The sequence below is a fragment of the Actinomadura monticuli genome, from assembly GCF_041463655.1.
Taxonomy (GTDB): domain Bacteria; phylum Actinomycetota; class Actinomycetes; order Streptosporangiales; family Streptosporangiaceae; genus Spirillospora; species Spirillospora monticuli.
The window spans coordinates 229,870-245,606 of the sequence record NZ_JAXCEI010000010.1 but is presented as its reverse complement, the minus strand read 5'-3'; the positions used below and the strand labels follow the sequence as shown (position 1 = coordinate 245,606).

The following is a 15,737-nucleotide window of genomic DNA, read 5'->3' as shown; positions in this document are numbered from 1 at the left end:
CGCACATGGAGGACCACATGCACGATCGGTCAGGCCAGGACCATGACGCCGGCCCCGAACCGCCCCTCGCCGGCACCGTCGTCCTGAGCTTCGAGCAGGCGGTCTCGGCGCCCTACTGCACGCGGATGCTGGCCGACCTCGGAGCCAGAGTGATCAAGGTGGAGCACCCGCGCTCCGGCGACCTCACCCGCTGGTTCGACGACGCGGCCGAGGGCATGGCCACCTACTTCGTCTGGCTGAACCGGAACAAGGAGTCCCTCGCCCTCGACTGCAAGCGGCCGGAGGCGCGCCCCGTCCTCGACCGGCTGCTGGAACGCGCCGACGTCGTCGTGCAGAACCTCGCGCCCGGGTCCGCCCGCCGCCTCGGGCTGGACGCGGCGACGCTGGTCGAGCGGTACCCCTCCCTCGTCGCGGTGGACATCTCCGGCTACGGCACCGGCGGGCCGCTCGACCACCGCCGCGCCTACGACCTGCTCGTCCAGGCGGAGAGCGGCTCCTGCGCGGCGACCGGCCGGGCGGACGCGCCGGCCAAGCCGGGCATCCCCGTCGCCGACATCGGCACCGCGATGCAGGCGGCGGCCGGGATCATGGCCGCCCTCCTCGGGCGGGCCCGCACCGGCAAGGGCGCCGCGCTTCAGGTCAGCATGTTCGACACCGCCGCCGACCTGCTCGGCTTCGCGCTCCTGTACGCCCGCTACACCGGCGAGGAGCGCGCCCCGATCGGGATGTCGTCCCCGATCGTGGCCCCGTACGGCGCCTACCCGACGAAGGACGGCCGCACCGTCGTCCTCGGGACGACCAACGACGCCGAGTGGCGGCGCCTCGCCCGCGACCTGATCGGGCGCCCGGACCTGGCGGACGACCCGACCCTCGCCACCACCCCGCAGCGCTGCGGGCAGCGCGACCGGCTGGACGAGGCCGTCGCCGCGTGGACCTCGACGCTCGACCTCGCCGAGGTGTGCGCGCGCGCCGACGCGGCCGGCATCGGCAACGCCGAGTTCAACCGGGTGACCGAGGTCGTCGACCACCCGCAGCTGACCGCCCGGGGGCGCTGGCAGCAGGTCGGGTCGCCGGCCGGGCCGCTCGCCTCGCTGCTTCCCCCCGTCATCACCCCGGCGTGGAGCACGCCGCTGCGGGACGTCCCGGGCCTGGGCGAGCACACATCGGCGATCCTTACGGAGCTTGGCTTCGACGCGAACGACTTCCCCCGAGGAGAGACATGAACGACGCCGTGATCTGCCAGCCCCTGCGAACCGCCATCGGCCGGTTCGGCGGGGCGCTGCGGACGGTCCCCGTCCAGACGCTGGGCGTGACGGTCGTCGAGGCGCTGATGGCCCGCACCGGCCTGGACGGCGCGCTCATCGACGACGTCGTGTTCGGCCACTGCTACGGCACCGCCGAGGCGCCCGCGATCGGACGGGTCATCGCCCTGGACGCGGGGCTGCCCACCACCGTCCCCGGCATCCAGCTCGACCGGCGCTGCGGCTCGGGCCTCCAGGCGGTGGTGTACGCCGCCGCCATGGTGCGCTCCGGCGCGGCCCAGGCGATCATCGCCGGCGGCGCGGAGAACATGTCGCAGGCGCCGCACTACTCGCTGACGGCGCGCTGGGGTTCGCGCGCCGGCGACATCACGCTCACCGACACCCTGACGCGGGGGCGCACGACGGCCGGCGGCCGGTCCCACCCCGTGCCGGGCGGCATGCTGGAGACGGCCGAGAACCTGCGGCGGGAGTACTCGATCGGCCGCGAGGAGCAGGACGAACTCGCCTACCGGTCGCATCAGCGCGCGCTGGCGGCCCAGGACGGCGGGGCGTTCGCGGAGGAGATCGTCCCCGTCCGGGTCGGTACCCGGAAGGGCGAGGTGGTGGTCGACACCGACGAGCATCCGCGCCGCGACGTCTCCCGGGAGGCGCTCGCCGCCCTGCGCCCGGTGATGGGCAAGGAGGACGCCGAGGCGACGGTGACGGCGGGCAACGCCAGCGGCCAGAACGACGGCGCGGCGGCGTGCCTCGTCACGACGCCCGAGTTCGCCGCCGAGCACGGGCTGCGGCCGCTGGCGCGCGTGGTCTCCTCCGCCGTCGCGGGCGTCGCGCCCAACATGATGGGCATCGGGCCCGTGCCGGCGACGCGGCGGGCGCTCGACGCCGCCGGCCTGAAGCTGGGCGACATGGACCTCATCGAACTGAACGAGGCGTTCGCCGCGCAGGCCCTCGCGGTGACGCGGGAGTGGGGCCTGCGGCCCGCCGACTTCGAGCGGCTCAACGTCAACGGCTCGGGGATCTCGCTCGGCCACCCGGTCGGGGCGACCGGCGTGCGGATCGTGGCGACGCTGCTGCACGAGATGGCGCGGCGGGACGCGCGGTACGGCCTGGAGACGCTGTGCATCGGCGGCGGGCAGGGCATCGCGGCGGTCTTCGAGCGCGTCCCGGCCTGACGGGCGGACGGCCCGGCGCCGCCTGAGCCGACCCGGGGAGGCTCAGGCGGCGCCGCTCTTCGCCCCGGTCCCGCGCGCGGCGGGCGCCCGGCCCCCGGCCTCCGGGCCGAGGCCGAGGGCGTTCGCCCACAGCAGGGTGAGCTGCTCGACCGCGGCCTGCATGTCGAACCGCGCGCCGCCGACGAACATCATCTCGGCGAACTTGGCGACCATGCCGCCGAGCGCGGTGGCGGCGTACCGCTCGTCGATCCGCGTGTCGGCGAGGCCCTCCGCCTGCAGCCGCTTGATCGCCGACTCCAGCCGGGCCGCCAGGTAGTCGTCGCGCTTCGAGCGCACCGAGCGGACGTCGTCGTTGTAGCGGCTGACCTCCTCGATGACCCGCATGATGCGGGCCTCCTTCTTGTACGCGTTCAGGTAGGCCTTGTTGGCGGCGCGGATGCGGTCGATGGGCCCGGCGCCGTCGCCCAGGTCCTGCGCGATGTCGTCCATGGAGACGAGGCGCACCTCGACCTCTTCGGCGATCTCGCGGAAGAGGGACTCCTTGGAATCGAAATAGTGGTAAAAGGAGCCGTGGGAGACGTTCGCCTCCGCCGCGATGTCGGTGATCCGCGCCTGGAGGAAGCCGTCCCGCTCGAACACGACCTTGCCGGCCTCGAAGAGGCGCGCCCGGGTGCGGCGGCCCTTCGCCGAGCGAGGCTCTGCGTCCATCCTGTCCTCCAAACGCTGAATTTGACGTCAGAACCATAATGCCGCAACCGGCCGCGTTCAACTTGGCGCCCGGCGGCCGGAGGGCGTCCCGGGCGCACGCCGGCCGCCCGGTCCGCGGGCCGTCCGGGCGCGCGCGGCGGCTCAGCCCTTCACGCGGATGTCGATGTGCCGCCGGGCGAACACGAGACGCCCGTCCTCCCAGGTCATCCGGTCGGTGTAGCGGCCCGCGAGGGTGTCGCCGCCAGCGATAAGGACCGTGAAGGACGAGGCGGCGTCGAGGTCGCCGTCCGGACGGAGCCGGACGCTCGGCACGCCCTGCAGATGGACCGCGCGCGGCGCCCCGCCCGCGAAGGCGGCCAGTTCCGGCTCCCCGGCGATCTCGCGGTCCCCGAGCACCAGCGTCGCGCCGGCGACGAAGAGGCGGCTGAACGCCTCGCCGTCGCGGTCGTCGACGAACCGGGTGTAGTCGGCCTGCAGCCGCGTCACCGCGGCCAGCCGCCGGCCCGCGTCCGCGTCGTCGTCCAGCATCGCCCGCCTCACCCTCCGGGCCCTCTTCCGGGCCGCCTTCGCATCTTACGATTTTGACGTCGATATCTATAGAGCCGATCACACCAAAGACCGAGAAGGCCGACGTCACGCGTGTCGGCGGCCTTCCTTTTGATGTCGACGTCAGTATAAGATAAATCCCGCCGTACGCGGCCTCGACACCCGTGAGCCCCCGTTCCGGCGGGCCGGGGGAAGCAAGGAGAAGAGATGGCAGCTGTCCCCATCGCCGACGATCTGCTCATCTGGCCCGACGGGCCCGGCGGCGAGCCGGGCCTGATCGGCGGCAGGTGCGCGGAATGCGCCGCGTACACGTTCCCGCTCCGGGCGGGCTGCCCGCGCTGCGGGGCGACCGCCGTGGAGCGGACGCCGCTGAGCCGGACCGGGACCCTCTGGACGTGGACGACCCAGGGCTTCCCGCCCAAGGCGCCGTTCCGCGGCGAGTTCGCCGGGACCGACCCGTTCGAGCCCTGGCTGGTGGGCGTGATCGAACTCACGGGCCAGCTGCGCGTGGAGGGGCTCATCACCGGCTGCTCCCGGGACGAGCTGTCCATCGGCATGCCGATGCGGGTCGTCACCATGCCGTTCCGCACGGACGAGGACGGCCGCGAGATCATCACGTTCGCCTTCAGCCCGGAAGAGGGAGACCATGCCTGACGTCGCGATCATCGGAGTGGGCATCCACCGGTTCGGCCGGTTCCCCGGCAAGCCGGCCCTCGCCATGGGCGCCGAGGCCGCCCGCGACGCGCTGGCGGACGCCGGGGTGACCTGGGCGGACATGCAGTTCGCCGTGGGCGGCAGCTACGAGGTCGACCAGCCGGACGCGGTCGTCGCCGAGCTGGGGCTGACCGGCGTCCAGTTCACCAACGTCTACAACGGCTGCGCGACGGCCGGCAGCGCGCTGGCGCTCGCGAGCCAGACGATCGAGCTGGGCACGCACGAGATCGGGCTCGTCCTCGGCATGGACAAGCACGAGCCGGGCGCCTTCACCGCGAACCCGCTGGAGTACGGCTGCCCGCCGTGGTACGGCGAGATGGGGCTGTTCCTGACCACGAAGTTCTTCGGCATGAAGATCAACCGCTACATGCACGACCACGGGATCACCCCCGAGACGCTCGCGGCGGTCGCCGAGAAGAACTACCGCAACGGCGGCCTCAACCCGCACGCCCACCGGCGCACCCCGCTGACGAGCGAGCAGATCCTCGGGTCGCGGATGGTCAACCACCCGCTGACGCAGTACATGTTCTGCAGCCCGAACGAAGGCGCGGCGGCACTGGTCGTGTGCAGCGCGGACGTGGCGCACCGCTACACCGACACGCCGGTCTACCTGCGCAGCGTCGTCACCCGGACGAGGCGCTACGGCGCGTTCGAGGTGCACACCCCGTCGGCGTCCCTCGCGGCCGACCACGTCCCCGCGCCGACCGTGGACGCCGCGCGGGCCGCGTTCGAGGCGGCGGGCGTCGACCCGCGGGACGTCGGCATCGCCCAGCTCCAGGACACCGACGCGGGCGCCGAGGTCATCCACATGGCCGAGGTCGGGCTGTGCGCGGACGGCGAGCAGAACAAGCTGATCGCGGAGGGGGCCACGGACCTCGGCGGGACGCTGCCGGTCAACACCGACGGCGGTCTGATCGCCAACGGCGAGCCGGTCGGCGCCTCGGGCCTGCGGCAGGTCCGCGAGCTGGTGCTGCAGATGCGCGGGCGGGCCGGCGAGCGGCAGGTGCCGAACGCGCCGCGCGTCGGGCTCGCCCAGCTGTACGGCGCGCCCGGGGTCGCCGCGGTCTCCATCCTGTCCACCTGACGGAGGCGCGGCGACCCGGGACGGGGCGGCGCGGGCGGTCAGCCCGCGGCCGCCCCGATCGTCTGCCGGGCGATGATCAGCTGCTGGATCTGGCTGGTGCCCTCGTAGATGCGGAACAGCCGCGCGTCGCGGTAGAACCGCTCGACGGCCACCGAGCGCATGTACCCGGCGCCGCCGTGCACCTGGACGGCGCGGTCGGCGACCCGCCCGACGGCCTCGCTGCAGAAGTACTTGGCGGCGGCGGGCCCGGTCCGGCGGTCCGAGCCGTCCGCGTAGGCGCGGGCCGCCTCCAGGACGAGGCTGCGGGCGGCCATCGTCTCGGTCACCGAGTCGGCGATCATCGCCTGCACGAGCTGGTGGGAGGCGATCGGGCGCCCGCCCTGCCGGCGCTCGGACGCGAACCGCACCGACTCGTCGACGAGCCGCTGGCACATCCCGACGCAGGCGGCGGCCAGCAGCAGCCGCCCGTTCGACAGGCAGCGCATCGCGGTGAGGAAGCCGGTGTCCACGCCCGCCTCGCCGCCGACGACCGCGCTTGCCGGCACCCGCACGTCGTCCAGGTGGACGTCGGCGGTCCAGGCGCCGAACTGGCCCATCTTGTGGTCGCGGGGGCCCACCGAGAGGCCGGGGGTGCCGGCCGGGACGATGAACGTCGAGATGCCGCGGGACGACCTGGCGTCCGGGTCCGTCCGGGCGAACACCATGAACACGTCGGCGATCGGCGCGTTGGTGATGTAGCGCTTGGCGCCGTTGAGGACCCAGGCGTCCCCGTCGCGGACGGCCCTGGTGCGGAGGTCGGACGGGTCGGACCCCGCGTCCGGCTCGGTGAGCGCGAACGACGCGACGGCCTCGCCCGAGGCCAGCCTGGGCAGCCACCCGGCCTTCTGCTCCGCGGTCCCGGCGTCCATGATGACCTGCCCGGCGATGCCCACGTTGGTGCTGAACATCGAGCGCAACGCCGGGGTCGTGTAGCCGACCTCGATCAGCAGCCGGCACTGGTCGACGATGCCGAGGCCGAGGCCGCCGTGCTCCTCCGGGATGGTGAAGCCGAACAGGCCCATCCGCTTGGCCGCCTCGCGCAGGACGGCGGGCACCTCGTCCTTCTCGTCGATCTCCGCCTCGCGCGGGATGACCTCCTTGCGGATGAAGTCCCGCACGGCGTCGAGCAGCGGGTCGAGGTCGTGCTCTGGCATGGCGTCGCCTTCCGTTCAAGTTTCAATACCGATGTCGATGTCAGTCGATGGCAGTCAAAGGCAGTCGAAGGCCGGGCGGCGCCGCGGCGGAGCGGCCCGGGGGCCGGGGGCCGGGGCCCGGGGGCCTGGCCCGCCGGACTCAGCCGCGGCGGTCGGCGGCCCGCGCCTCCAGCGCGTTCTTGCGCACCTTCCCGCTCTCGGTGAGCGGCAGCTCGTCGATCAGCTCGACGAGGCGCGGCACCTTGTAGTTGGCCATCCGGTCCCGGCACCACGCGATCAGGCCGGCGGCGTCCAGCGCGGGCGACCGCGGGACGACGAACGCCATGCCCACCTGCCCGAGGCGGGCGTCGGGGACGCCGATGACCGCGGCCTGCCGGACGTCCGGATGCTCGAGGAGCATGGCCTCGATCTCCGCCGGGTAGGCGTTGAAGCCGCCGACGATGAACATGTCCTTGGAGCGCCCGGCGATGCGCAGGCAGCCGTGCTCGTCGAAGCGGCCGAGGTCGCCGGTGCGCAGCCAGCCGTCCGCGGACAGGACCGCCTCCGTCGCGGCCGGGTCGTCCAGGTAGCCGGCCATCGTGGTCGGGCCGCGCAGGACGATCTCGCCGACCTCGCCTTGGGCGGCGTCCGCGCCGTCGGCGTCGGTGATCCGGACCTCGAAGCCGGGGCGGGCCCGCCCGACGGTCGTCGCGATCGTCTCCGGGTCGTCGTCGGGCGAGGTCGAGGTGGCCGTCCCGGCCTCGGTGAGGCCGTAGCCCGCGACGACCACGGAGAACGGCAGCTCGTCGCGGATCCGCCGGATGAGCTCGACCGGGATGTCGGCCGCGCCCGTGACGGCGACGCGCAGGCTCGACAGGTCGTACCGGCGCCGGTCGCCGTGCTCCAGGATCGCGTGGTAGAGCGCCGGCGGGCCGGGCAGCACCGTGACCCGCTCCTCGGCGACCTGGCCGAGCACCCGGTCCACGTCCAGGACGGGCTGCGGCAGCATGGTGGCGCCCGCGGCGACGCAGGCGAGGATGCCGCCCTTGAAGCCGAACATGTGGAAGAACGGGTTGACGAGCACGTAGCGGTCGCCGGCGGTGAGGCCGGTCATGGCGACCCAGTCGGTCCCGACGCCCATCGTGCGCCGGTGGGTCATCAGCACGCCTTTGGGCGTCCCCGTGGTGCCGGAGGTGAAGAGCACGTCGGACGGGTCGTCCGGGCCGAGGGCGGCGCGCCGGCGGTCGACCTCGGCGAGGCCCTCGGGGGTCGCGCCCGCCATGAAGGCGTCCCACGGAACGGCCGGCTCGGACGGCTCGCCGTCGGCGACGACGATCGTCCGCAAGTCGGGCAGTGGCACGCCGGACCCGGCGAGCATCGCGACGTAGTCGTTGCCGAGGAACCCGGTGACCGTCACCAGGACCTTGGCCCTGGCGCGCCGCAGGATGTCGGCGGCCTCCCGTCCCTTGAACCGGGTGTTGACCGGGACCAGCGTCGCGCCGGCCTGGTACAGGCCGAGCAGGGAGACGATCCACGCGCGGCCGTTGAACGCCCAGATCCCGACGCGGTCGCCGGGCTCGACGCCCGCGGCGACCAGGGCGGCGCCGAACCGGCGCGCCTCCGCGTACAGCTCCGCGTAGGAGACCCGGTCATCGCCGTCGACGATCGCGGTGCGGTCGGCGAATCGCTCCCCGGCGGACGCCGTCATGGCCGCGATGTTCGGCCAGGACGGCTCTCGGCTTTCGTTCATGGCGCATCTCCCGCTCTTTCCGTTGGCGAAACGTATCGCCTCGCGGTCCGGATCGGCACCCCCGGCCGAGGTCCCTAGGATTGACATCGACGTCAGTATAGACTTTTATCTAGAACTGTAAATCGCTTCGCAACGTCCGCGCCGGCGGCCTGACCGCAAGGCCCCGGCGCATCTTCTCCCGAGGTTGCCGGTACATGATCACCAACCCCGACCCCCCTTCCTCCCCCGTCCCCGGGCGGACGCCCGGCGGGCGAGACAGCATGCGGAGTGAGCGCTGATGGACGTCCGTCCTTCCGCGGAGCAGCGGGCGCTGCGCGAGGCCGCGGCGCGGCTCGTAGACGACCTCGCCCCCAAGTCCGTCGCCGAGCTCGGCGACGCGGCCCGCGCCGCCAAGCTGGACGCGGCCCTCGCCGGCTCCGGATGGCGCGAGCTGCGCGTCCCCGCCGACGGCGGCGCGCCGCTGGCGTCGGCCGTCGAGGCCGCGATCGTGGCGGAGGAGCTCGGGCGCGGCGCGGCCGACACGACCTTCCTGGGCCCGACCCTGGCCGCCGAGCTGCGGCGCCGGGCCGGAGCCCCCGACGCCCCGTCCGACGCGCCCGAGACCGTCCTGCTCCGCCCGGACCTGGCCGGGCTCGCGGTCGCGGAAGACGGGGACGCGCTCTGCTCGGGCGTCGCCGTCGACACCCGCGGCGTCGCGTCCGCGCTCGCCCTGGCACGGAGCGGCGACGGCCACGAGCTGGTCTCGGTGCCGGTGGCCGGCGGGTCCCCGGGACGCGACCTCACGCGCCCGGTCGCCGCCGTCGAAGGGGCGCCGTTCGAGCGGGTGCCCGGCGCGGTCCGCCGCCTCGGCGCGGCGGACCTCGACGCCTGGACGGCCCTCGCCCTCGCCCTCACCTGCGCCGACCTCGTCGGGACGATGCGCGGCGCGGTCCGGCTCGCCTGCTCCTACGCGACCGTCCGGGAGCAGTACGGCGTGACGATCGGCTCCTTCCAGAGCGTCCAGCACATGCTCGCCGACGCGTTCGTCTCGGCGGAGGGGTCCAAGAGCATCGCGCTGCACGCGGCCTGGGCGGCCGACACGCTGCCCCCCGACAAGGCGCTCGACGCCGCCGCCGTCGCCAAGGCCTACTGCGCCCGCGCCGCGCGCGCGGTGTGCGAGACCGCCGTGCAGGTGCACGGCGGCATCGGCAACACCTGGGAGTGCTTCGCCCACGTCCACCTGCGGCGGGCCTTCCTGTCGACCCAGGTCCTCGGCGACGTGGGCACGAACCTTGAGCGGGTGGTCGCCCGCCGCGGGCTTGGAGGCGTGCACGATGGACTTCGCTGACTCCCCCGACGAGGCCGCGTTCCGGCGGAGCCTGCGCGCGTGGCTCGCCGAGAACAACCCCGGGCTCCCGGCGTCCTCGACGGCCGACGAGTACTGGGACGGCCAGGCGCCCTGGCACCAGGCCCTCTACGACGCCGGCTTCTTCGCGCTGTCCTGGCCGGCGGACATCGGCGGCCACGGCCTGCCGAGCGTGTACGAGGCGATCGTCGACGAGGAGCTCGCCGCGGCCGGCGCCCCGCCGCGGCCGAGCCTCGGCTACCTCGTCCAGGGCATGCTCCGGCACGGGAACGACGACGTCAGGCGGCGCTTCCTGCCCGGCATCGTGAACGGCCGCGACCGCTGGTGCCAGGGGTTCTCCGAGCCCGACGCGGGCTCGGACCTGGCGTCCCTGCGCACCCGCGCCGAGCGGCGCGGCGACGAGTACGTGATCACCGGGCACAAGGTCTGGACGAGCTACTCCGACAGCGCCGACTGGTGCCTGGTCCTCGCGCGGACCGACCCCGCCGTGGCCAAGCACCGCGGGCTGTCGGCGTTCGCCGTCCGGATGGACCAGCCCGGCATCGAGCAGCGCCCGCTGAAGATGATCAACGGGGTGACCCGGGAGTTCGGCGAGGTCGTCTTCGACGGCGCGGTCGCGCGGGCGTCCGACATGATCGGCGCGCCGGGCGAGGGCTGGAAGCTGGCCATGACGGTGGTCAGCCACGAGCGCGAGCCGGGCGAGCTCGGCTACGTCGCGCGCTACGGCAAGGCGGTCAACGAGCTGGTCGCCCGCCTGCGCGCGGAACCGGAGCGGTTCACCGGCGAGCACGTCCGGGACGTCGCGTGGGCGGTCGTCGAGGCGGAGATGCTGCGGCTGCACGTCTGCCGGCGGCTCTCCGACCGGCTCGACGGCGTCTCGCACGGGCCCGAGGGCTCGGTGGACAAGCTCCTGATGACATGGGTCGAACAGGCCGTCGGGCACGCCGCGCTCGACGTGAGCACCGTGACCGGCGGCGCGGAGGAGGACACGTGGCTGAGAATGTACCTCTACAGCCGGGCGCAGAGCGTCATGGGCGGGACGTCGCAGATCCAGCGCAACCTGGTGGCGACCCGGATCCTCGGGCTCCCGGCCTCGTGAGCGGCGGGCTGCCCCCGGAGATCGAGGTCACCGCCGACGGGCCGATCCGCGTCGTGACGCTCAACCGCCCGGACCGGCTGAACGCGACGAACCACGCCCTGCACGCGGGGCTCGGCGCGCTGTTCCCGCTGCTCGACGCGGACGACGGCGCCCGCGCCGTGGTGCTCACCGGAGCCGGCCGCGCGTTCTCCGCCGGCGGCGACTTCACCTACATCGACGCGCTCACCAAGGACGACGACCTGCGCCGGCAGACCCTCGTGGACGCCCGCAGCATCGTCACCGGCATGGTGGGGTGCCGGCTGCCGATCGTCGCGGCGGTCAACGGCCCCGCCGTGGGGCTGGGGTGCAGCCTCGTCGCCCTGTCCGACATCGTCTACATGGCCGAGAGCGCCCATCTCGCCGACCCGCACGTCATGGTGGGGCTCGTCGCCGCCGACGGCGGCCCGGTGACCTGGCCGCTGCTGACGAGCCTGCAGCTGGCGAAGGAGTACGCGCTGACCGGCGAGCGGATCCCCGCCCGCCGGGCGGCGGAGATCGGCCTCGCCAACCACGTCTGCGCCGACGACGAGGTGCTGCCCGCCGCGATGGCGTGCGCGCGGAAGCTCGCCGCGATGCCGCGCCGCGCCCTGGAGGACACCAAGCGCGTCCTCAACCTGCACCTGGAGCGCGCGGTCCTCGCCACGCTCGACTTCGCCCTCGCCGCGGAGGACCGCTCCTTCCTGTCGCCGGAGCTGCGGGTGACCCTGGACAAGCAGCTGTCCAAGGGGAGCGACGCCGGCTGACGCCGATCACGAAGGAGCCCCTCCCGGTCCGCCGGGAGGGGCTCCTTCGCACGCGTGCCGGGGTCAGAGCGGCGGCACGGCGGGCATCTGCCGGGTGCGCAGCAGCTCCTCCCCCAGCTCGCGGGTCAGCGTCCGGGCGTCGCCGAGGAGACCGTCGAGGGCGAGCACGCGCCGGAGGCAATGGTGGAACTCGTGCTCCTCGGTGAACCCGACGCCGGCGAGCACCTGCTGGCAGTGGCGCGCCACCGTGCGCGCGTTGCGTCCGGCGAGTGCCTTGGCGATGCCGGCGAGCAGCGCCCGGTCGGTCTCCTGCACCGCGGCCCCGGCCGCCGCGTCCGCGCACTCGATCGCGTACAGGCTCTCCGCCAGGCGGTGCCGGACGGCCTGGAACGAGGCGATCGGCCGCCCGAACTGGACCCGGGTCAGGGCGTGCTCGCGCGCGAGGCGGAGCATCGTCCGGCTCGCGCCGATCAGCTCGTACGCGAGCGCCGAACGGCCCGCCGCGAGGGCGCCGCTCCAGTCCACGCCCGCGCCGGCGCCCGCCGGCGAGACGTCGCTGGCCTCCACCGCGGCCAGGCCGAGCCGGGGGTCGACGCCCTTGACCCGCCGGATCCGGAGCCTCCCGGTCTCCACGGTGAACGCCCGGAGGACGCCGTCCTCCTCCGCGACCACCACGGCGGCGTCGGCCGCGGCCATCCGGACGGTGCCGAGGCCGCGCACGGTCAGGGCGCCGTTCCGGACGGAACCCGGCGCCGCGTGCCCGCCGAACTCCGGCAGCACGACCGCCGTACCGGGCCCGGCCGGCACGCCGAGCGCCACGGCGAGCACGTCGTCCAGCGCGCCGGACGCCGCGGTCGCCGCGCCCTGCCGGGCGAACAGCAGCGGCGGGACGGCGGCGCCCTCGGCCTCGAGCGCCTCCCGCCAGCCCACCTCGTCCAGCGCCTTCTCGACGTCCGCGGCGCTCCCGCCCTCGAAGACCCGCTCGAAGCTGCGCGCCAGCAGATCGGCGGTCTCGTCGTCCATCATCGCTCCGCCCCCAGGTCCAGGAGGCGGCGCGCGATGATGTTGCGCTGCACCTCCGCGCTACCGCCGTAGATCGTCGCCGCCCGCGAGTAGAGGAACTCGGTGCGCCACCGGTCGCCGTCCGCGTCGTCGCCGAGCGCGATGTCCGCCGGGACGGCGCCGGCGACGAGGTCGTACACCGCCTGCTCGGTCGTCGCGACCATGACCTTGTCGATCGAGGTCTCCGGCCCGAGCCGCTCCCCGCGCGCCATCCGGTGCTGCGTCGCCCGGGAGCGGGCCTGGAAGGCGAACACCTGCTGCACCACCTCGCCCAGCTCGGCCGGGTCCAGCGCGCCCTCCGGGGCCGAGCCGAGCAGGCGGGCCAGGCGCTGGCGCAGGTAGGCGCCGCGGTGCCACAGCGACGTGCTCCGCTCGTAGGGCAGCAGGTCCATCGCGACGGCCCAGCCGCCGTCGACCTCGCCGAGGGTGCGGTCGAGCGGCACCCGCACGTCGTCGAAGAACACCTCGCAGAACTCGTCCCGCCCGTGCATCGCGCGGATCGGGCGCACCGTGATCCCCGGCGTGTCCATGTCGACGAACAGGGCGGTGATGCCCCTGTTCCCGGACTCGGGCGTGCCGGTCCTGGTCAGCAGGACGCAGCGCTCGGCGAACTGGGCCAGGCTCGTCCACACCTTCTGGCCGCTGACCCGCCACTCGCCGCCCTCGCGGCGGGCGCGGCACGCCAGCGACCCGAGGTTGCTGCCGGTACTCGGCTCGGAGAACCCCTGGCACCACGTCTCGTCCCCGCGCAGCAGCCGGGGCACCATCTCCGCCGCCAGCTCCGGGCGCGCGAACTCGATCATCGTCGGCGCCAGCACCTCGGTCATGGAGTAGACGCCCGGCTCGATCAGGTCCCGGAACGCCAGCGCCTCCCCGAGGTAGGCGCGCATCAGCGTGGACCCGCCGAACCCGCCGACCCGCTCGGGCCAGCCCCACCGCATCCAGCCCGCGTCGTAGGCCAGGCGCTTGACCTTGGCGAGGTGCGCCATCTCCTCGTCGAGCGTGACGTCCGGGCCGTGCCGGGGTTCGAGCTCCGGCCCGTGCTCGTCGAGCCACGCGTCTAGGCCGGCGCGAAACTCCCGCAGATCCATGGCTCAGCCCGCGGACTTCCCGCCCGGCACCGGGCGCCGGGGGTCGTGCGGACGGCCCGAGTCCCGGGCGCCGCTGCGGCGCAGGAACGTCATCGCCCGGGTCCGCAGCCGCCATCCGTCCGCCGTGCGCAGGTAGGAGTCGGTGTAGTAGCCGATCCGCATCGAGTGGTCGGTCTGGGCGACGAAGCACAGCGGCTGGACGCCCGTGGCCGAGTCCGGCCCGTCGAACTCGATCGCGGGGGTGCTCACGGAGAACACGCCCTTGGGCGCCGCCGCCATGAGCTCCGGGAAGTCCCCGGGCCCGTACTTCTCGCCGAAGGCGCTGTACGTGCCGCCGGGCGCGAACACGGCCAGCACCGCGTCCACGTCGTCCATCGTCATGCCGGCCGCATATCGTGCGAGCAGCTGCTCGATCTCGATGATGTCGGCGATGCGTGAACCGTCCACGCGGTGACCTCCTCGGCTGGATTCGCGAGCGCGCCCGTCGGGCCCGCGCCGCGCGCGGTCGGATTCCTCCCCGCGCACACGCAGATCCTAACTCGACGTCGACGTCAAATCCACTTCGCCGGGCAGGTCGTCAGGCGGCCGCCGTCCACGCGGCGCTCCGGGCGGCGGCCGGCAGGTCGTAGGAGCGGACGCGCGGGCCGTCCACGGCCTCAGCCTCACGGCCGGCCCGCCGCACCGGCCGGGAAGGCGCCGTAGACCCGGCTCAGGTTCAGGCCGGGCGCCGTCATCGCCCATCCTCCTTGGGCAGGAACGCGGTGTGGCCGGTGCCGCCGTCGGCGAGCCCGTGGTAGAGGCCGCGCCGCGCGAGGTGCGGCAGCACGCCCTCGCCGAACCAGTACAGCTCTTCGAGATGGGGGTAGCCGGACAGGACGAACTCGTCGATGCCTATCTCGGCGTACTCGGCGATGCGGTCGGCCACCTCGGCGTGGCCGCCGACCAGCGCCGTCCCGGCGCCGCCGCGCACCAGCCCGACGCCGGCCCACAGGTTCGGCGCCACCTCCAGCGCGTGCGGGTCGCGCCACGACCCGTCGGCACGGCTGCGCTCGTGCAGCTCGCGCATGCGGCTCTGGCCGGTGGACTCGCTGCGGGCGAGCGACGCCTGCGCCGCGGCGACGGCGTCCTCACCGAGCGCCTCGATGAGGCGCCCGGCCTGCCCCCACGCCTCCTCGGCGGTGTCGCGGGCGATGACGTGCAGCCGGATGCCGAAGCGCGGCTTGCGCCCCCGCTCGGCGGCGAGCCCGCGGATCCACTCGATCTTCTCCGCGACGGCCCGCGGCGGCTCGCCCCAGGTCAGGTACACGTCGGCGTGCTCGGCGGCGACCGGGCCCGCCGCGGCCGACGAGCCGCCGAAGTACAGCTGCGGGACGGGATCGGGCAGGGTCGGCAGCCGCGCCGCGTCGATGTCGAGGTGCGCGCCCCGGTGGGTGACGGTCTCGCCGGCCCAGAGCCGCCGGACGACCGACAGGAACTCGTCGCAGCGCGCGTACCGCTCATCCTTGGACAGGTGGTCGCCGTAGGCGCGCTGCTCGTGCGCCTCACCGCCGGTGACGACGTTGAGCAGCAGCCGCCCCGGCGCGTGCAGGCTGAACGTCGCGGCCATCTGGGCGGCGAGCGTGGGGCTGACCAGCCCCGGGCGGAAGGCCACCAGGAACGCCAGCCGCTCGGACTCGCGGGCCAGCATCGCGGTGGTCAGCCACGCGTCCTCGCACCACGCGCCGGTGGGCGTGAGCGCGCCGGCGAAGCCGAACTCCTCGGCGGCCCGCACGATCGAGGACAGGTAGCCGATCGAGGCGCGCCGGTCCCCGGACGCGGCCCCGGCGAGCTGTCCGTGGCCGCCGCCCACGATGAAGCGGGAGTCGCCGTAGGTCGGCAGGAACCAGTGGAAGGCGAGGGTCACGTGCTGCTCTCTTTCCCGGCGCCGCCCGGCACCGATTATCCATATTT

Annotated in this window: 15 protein-coding genes; 7 read left to right on the top strand and 8 right to left on the bottom strand. The window is 74.2% G+C overall.

The genetic code is table 11. The features are described from left to right. The first annotated feature begins 17 nt into the window (after positions 1-17). Both SM611_RS23585 and SM611_RS23580 read left to right on the top strand, forming a co-directional pair. Complete coding sequence (locus SM611_RS23585) at positions 18-1,223, top strand: CaiB/BaiF CoA transferase family protein (RefSeq protein WP_371952069.1); 1,206 nt, start codon at positions 18-20, stop codon at positions 1,221-1,223. After that, complete coding sequence (locus SM611_RS23580) at positions 1,220-2,434, top strand: acetyl-CoA C-acetyltransferase (RefSeq protein WP_371952068.1); 1,215 nt, start codon at positions 1,220-1,222, stop codon at positions 2,432-2,434. The genes SM611_RS23585 and SM611_RS23580 overlap by 4 nt, the downstream gene beginning before the upstream one ends. A gap of 42 nt (positions 2,435-2,476) precedes the next feature. On the opposite strand, the gene SM611_RS23575 is transcribed toward SM611_RS23580, so the two are convergent. Both SM611_RS23575 and SM611_RS23570 read right to left on the bottom strand, forming a co-directional pair. Then, entirely contained in the window at positions 2,477-3,142 is a 666-nt protein-coding gene (locus SM611_RS23575; protein ID WP_371952067.1) for a TetR/AcrR family transcriptional regulator, read from the bottom strand. 141 nt (positions 3,143-3,283) lie between these two features. Beyond that, positions 3,284-3,670 carry a nuclear transport factor 2 family protein gene (locus SM611_RS23570; RefSeq protein WP_371952066.1) on the bottom strand — a complete coding sequence of 129 codons (387 nt, stop codon included), beginning with the start codon at positions 3,668-3,670 and terminating at the stop codon, positions 3,284-3,286. Positions 3,671-3,895: 225 nt separating this feature from the next. On the opposite strand from SM611_RS23570, the gene SM611_RS23565 reads away from it, so the two are divergent. Further along, complete coding sequence (locus SM611_RS23565) at positions 3,896-4,342, top strand: Zn-ribbon domain-containing OB-fold protein (protein WP_371952065.1); 447 nt, start codon at positions 3,896-3,898, stop codon at positions 4,340-4,342. Then, the gene (locus SM611_RS23560; protein ID WP_371952064.1) at positions 4,335-5,486 is read left to right on the top strand and encodes a thiolase family protein; all 1,152 of its coding nucleotides are present in this window, start codon (positions 4,335-4,337) and stop codon (positions 5,484-5,486) included. Before SM611_RS23565 ends, SM611_RS23560 begins: the two co-directional genes overlap by 8 nt. Positions 5,487-5,524: 38 nt before the next feature. Here the strand turns inward: SM611_RS23560 and SM611_RS23555 are convergent, their stop codons facing one another. Then, positions 5,525-6,679, bottom strand: a complete 1,155-nt coding sequence (locus SM611_RS23555; RefSeq protein ID WP_371952063.1) for an acyl-CoA dehydrogenase family protein — start codon at positions 6,677-6,679, stop codon at positions 5,525-5,527. A gap of 139 nt (positions 6,680-6,818) precedes the next feature. Next, the gene (locus SM611_RS23550) at positions 6,819-8,408 is read right to left on the bottom strand and encodes a FadD3 family acyl-CoA ligase (RefSeq protein ID WP_371952062.1); all 1,590 of its coding nucleotides are present in this window, start codon (positions 8,406-8,408) and stop codon (positions 6,819-6,821) included. A gap of 277 nt (positions 8,409-8,685) precedes the next feature. On the opposite strand from SM611_RS23550, the gene SM611_RS23545 reads away from it, so the two are divergent. The 3 genes from SM611_RS23545 to SM611_RS23535 are packed head-to-tail and all read left to right on the top strand — an operon-like array spanning position 8,686 to position 11,634. Continuing rightward, entirely contained in the window at positions 8,686-9,735 is a 1,050-nt protein-coding gene (locus SM611_RS23545) for an acyl-CoA dehydrogenase family protein (RefSeq protein ID WP_371952061.1), read from the top strand. Beyond that, positions 9,722-10,852 (top strand): acyl-CoA dehydrogenase family protein, encoded by a 1,131-nt coding sequence (locus SM611_RS23540; RefSeq protein WP_371952060.1) that lies wholly within the window; start codon positions 9,722-9,724, stop codon positions 10,850-10,852. Before SM611_RS23545 ends, SM611_RS23540 begins: the two co-directional genes overlap by 14 nt. Continuing rightward, positions 10,849-11,634 carry an enoyl-CoA hydratase/isomerase family protein gene (locus tag SM611_RS23535; RefSeq protein ID WP_371952059.1) on the top strand — a complete coding sequence of 262 codons (786 nt, stop codon included), beginning with the start codon at positions 10,849-10,851 and terminating at the stop codon, positions 11,632-11,634. The genes SM611_RS23540 and SM611_RS23535 overlap by 4 nt, the downstream gene beginning before the upstream one ends. Positions 11,635-11,697: 63 nt before the next feature. Here the strand turns inward: SM611_RS23535 and SM611_RS23530 are convergent, their stop codons facing one another. The 4 genes from SM611_RS23530 to SM611_RS23515 form a co-directional block, all read right to left on the bottom strand. Further along, the gene (locus SM611_RS23530; protein ID WP_371952058.1) at positions 11,698-12,657 is read right to left on the bottom strand and encodes an acyl-CoA dehydrogenase family protein; all 960 of its coding nucleotides are present in this window, start codon (positions 12,655-12,657) and stop codon (positions 11,698-11,700) included. Then, the gene (locus tag SM611_RS23525; RefSeq protein ID WP_371952057.1) at positions 12,657-13,787 is read right to left on the bottom strand and encodes an acyl-CoA dehydrogenase family protein; all 1,131 of its coding nucleotides are present in this window, start codon (positions 13,785-13,787) and stop codon (positions 12,657-12,659) included. The genes SM611_RS23530 and SM611_RS23525 overlap by 1 nt, the downstream gene beginning before the upstream one ends. Before the next feature lie 3 nt (positions 13,788-13,790). After that, positions 13,791-14,234: a nuclear transport factor 2 family protein gene (locus tag SM611_RS23520; protein ID WP_371952056.1), complete on the bottom strand. Its 444-nt coding sequence runs from the start codon at positions 14,232-14,234 to the stop codon at positions 13,791-13,793. Between the two features lie 283 nt (positions 14,235-14,517). Continuing rightward, complete coding sequence (locus SM611_RS23515; protein ID WP_371952055.1) at positions 14,518-15,690, bottom strand: LLM class flavin-dependent oxidoreductase; 1,173 nt, start codon at positions 15,688-15,690, stop codon at positions 14,518-14,520. Positions 15,691-15,737 lie beyond the last annotated feature (47 nt).

Coding starts and splice junctions, on each gene's coding strand:
- SM611_RS23530 (WP_371952058.1), bottom strand. CDS start 12,657: ATGGACGACGAGACCGCCGATCTGCTGGCGCGCAGCTTCGAGCGGGTC.
- SM611_RS23585 (WP_371952069.1), top strand. CDS start 18: ATGCACGATCGGTCAGGCCAGGACCATGACGCCGGCCCCGAACCGCCC.
- SM611_RS23555 (WP_371952063.1), bottom strand. CDS start 6,679: ATGCCAGAGCACGACCTCGACCCGCTGCTCGACGCCGTGCGGGACTTC.
- SM611_RS23575 (WP_371952067.1), bottom strand. CDS start 3,142: ATGGACGCAGAGCCTCGCTCGGCGAAGGGCCGCCGCACCCGGGCGCGC.
- SM611_RS23580 (WP_371952068.1), top strand. CDS start 1,220: ATGAACGACGCCGTGATCTGCCAGCCCCTGCGAACCGCCATCGGCCGG.
- SM611_RS23525 (WP_371952057.1), bottom strand. CDS start 13,787: ATGGATCTGCGGGAGTTTCGCGCCGGCCTAGACGCGTGGCTCGACGAG.
- SM611_RS23560 (WP_371952064.1), top strand. CDS start 4,335: ATGCCTGACGTCGCGATCATCGGAGTGGGCATCCACCGGTTCGGCCGG.
- SM611_RS23540 (WP_371952060.1), top strand. CDS start 9,722: ATGGACTTCGCTGACTCCCCCGACGAGGCCGCGTTCCGGCGGAGCCTG.
- SM611_RS23570 (WP_371952066.1), bottom strand. CDS start 3,670: ATGCTGGACGACGACGCGGACGCGGGCCGGCGGCTGGCCGCGGTGACG.
- SM611_RS23545 (WP_371952061.1), top strand. CDS start 8,686: ATGGACGTCCGTCCTTCCGCGGAGCAGCGGGCGCTGCGCGAGGCCGCG.
- SM611_RS23550 (WP_371952062.1), bottom strand. CDS start 8,408: ATGAACGAAAGCCGAGAGCCGTCCTGGCCGAACATCGCGGCCATGACG.
- SM611_RS23565 (WP_371952065.1), top strand. CDS start 3,896: ATGGCAGCTGTCCCCATCGCCGACGATCTGCTCATCTGGCCCGACGGG.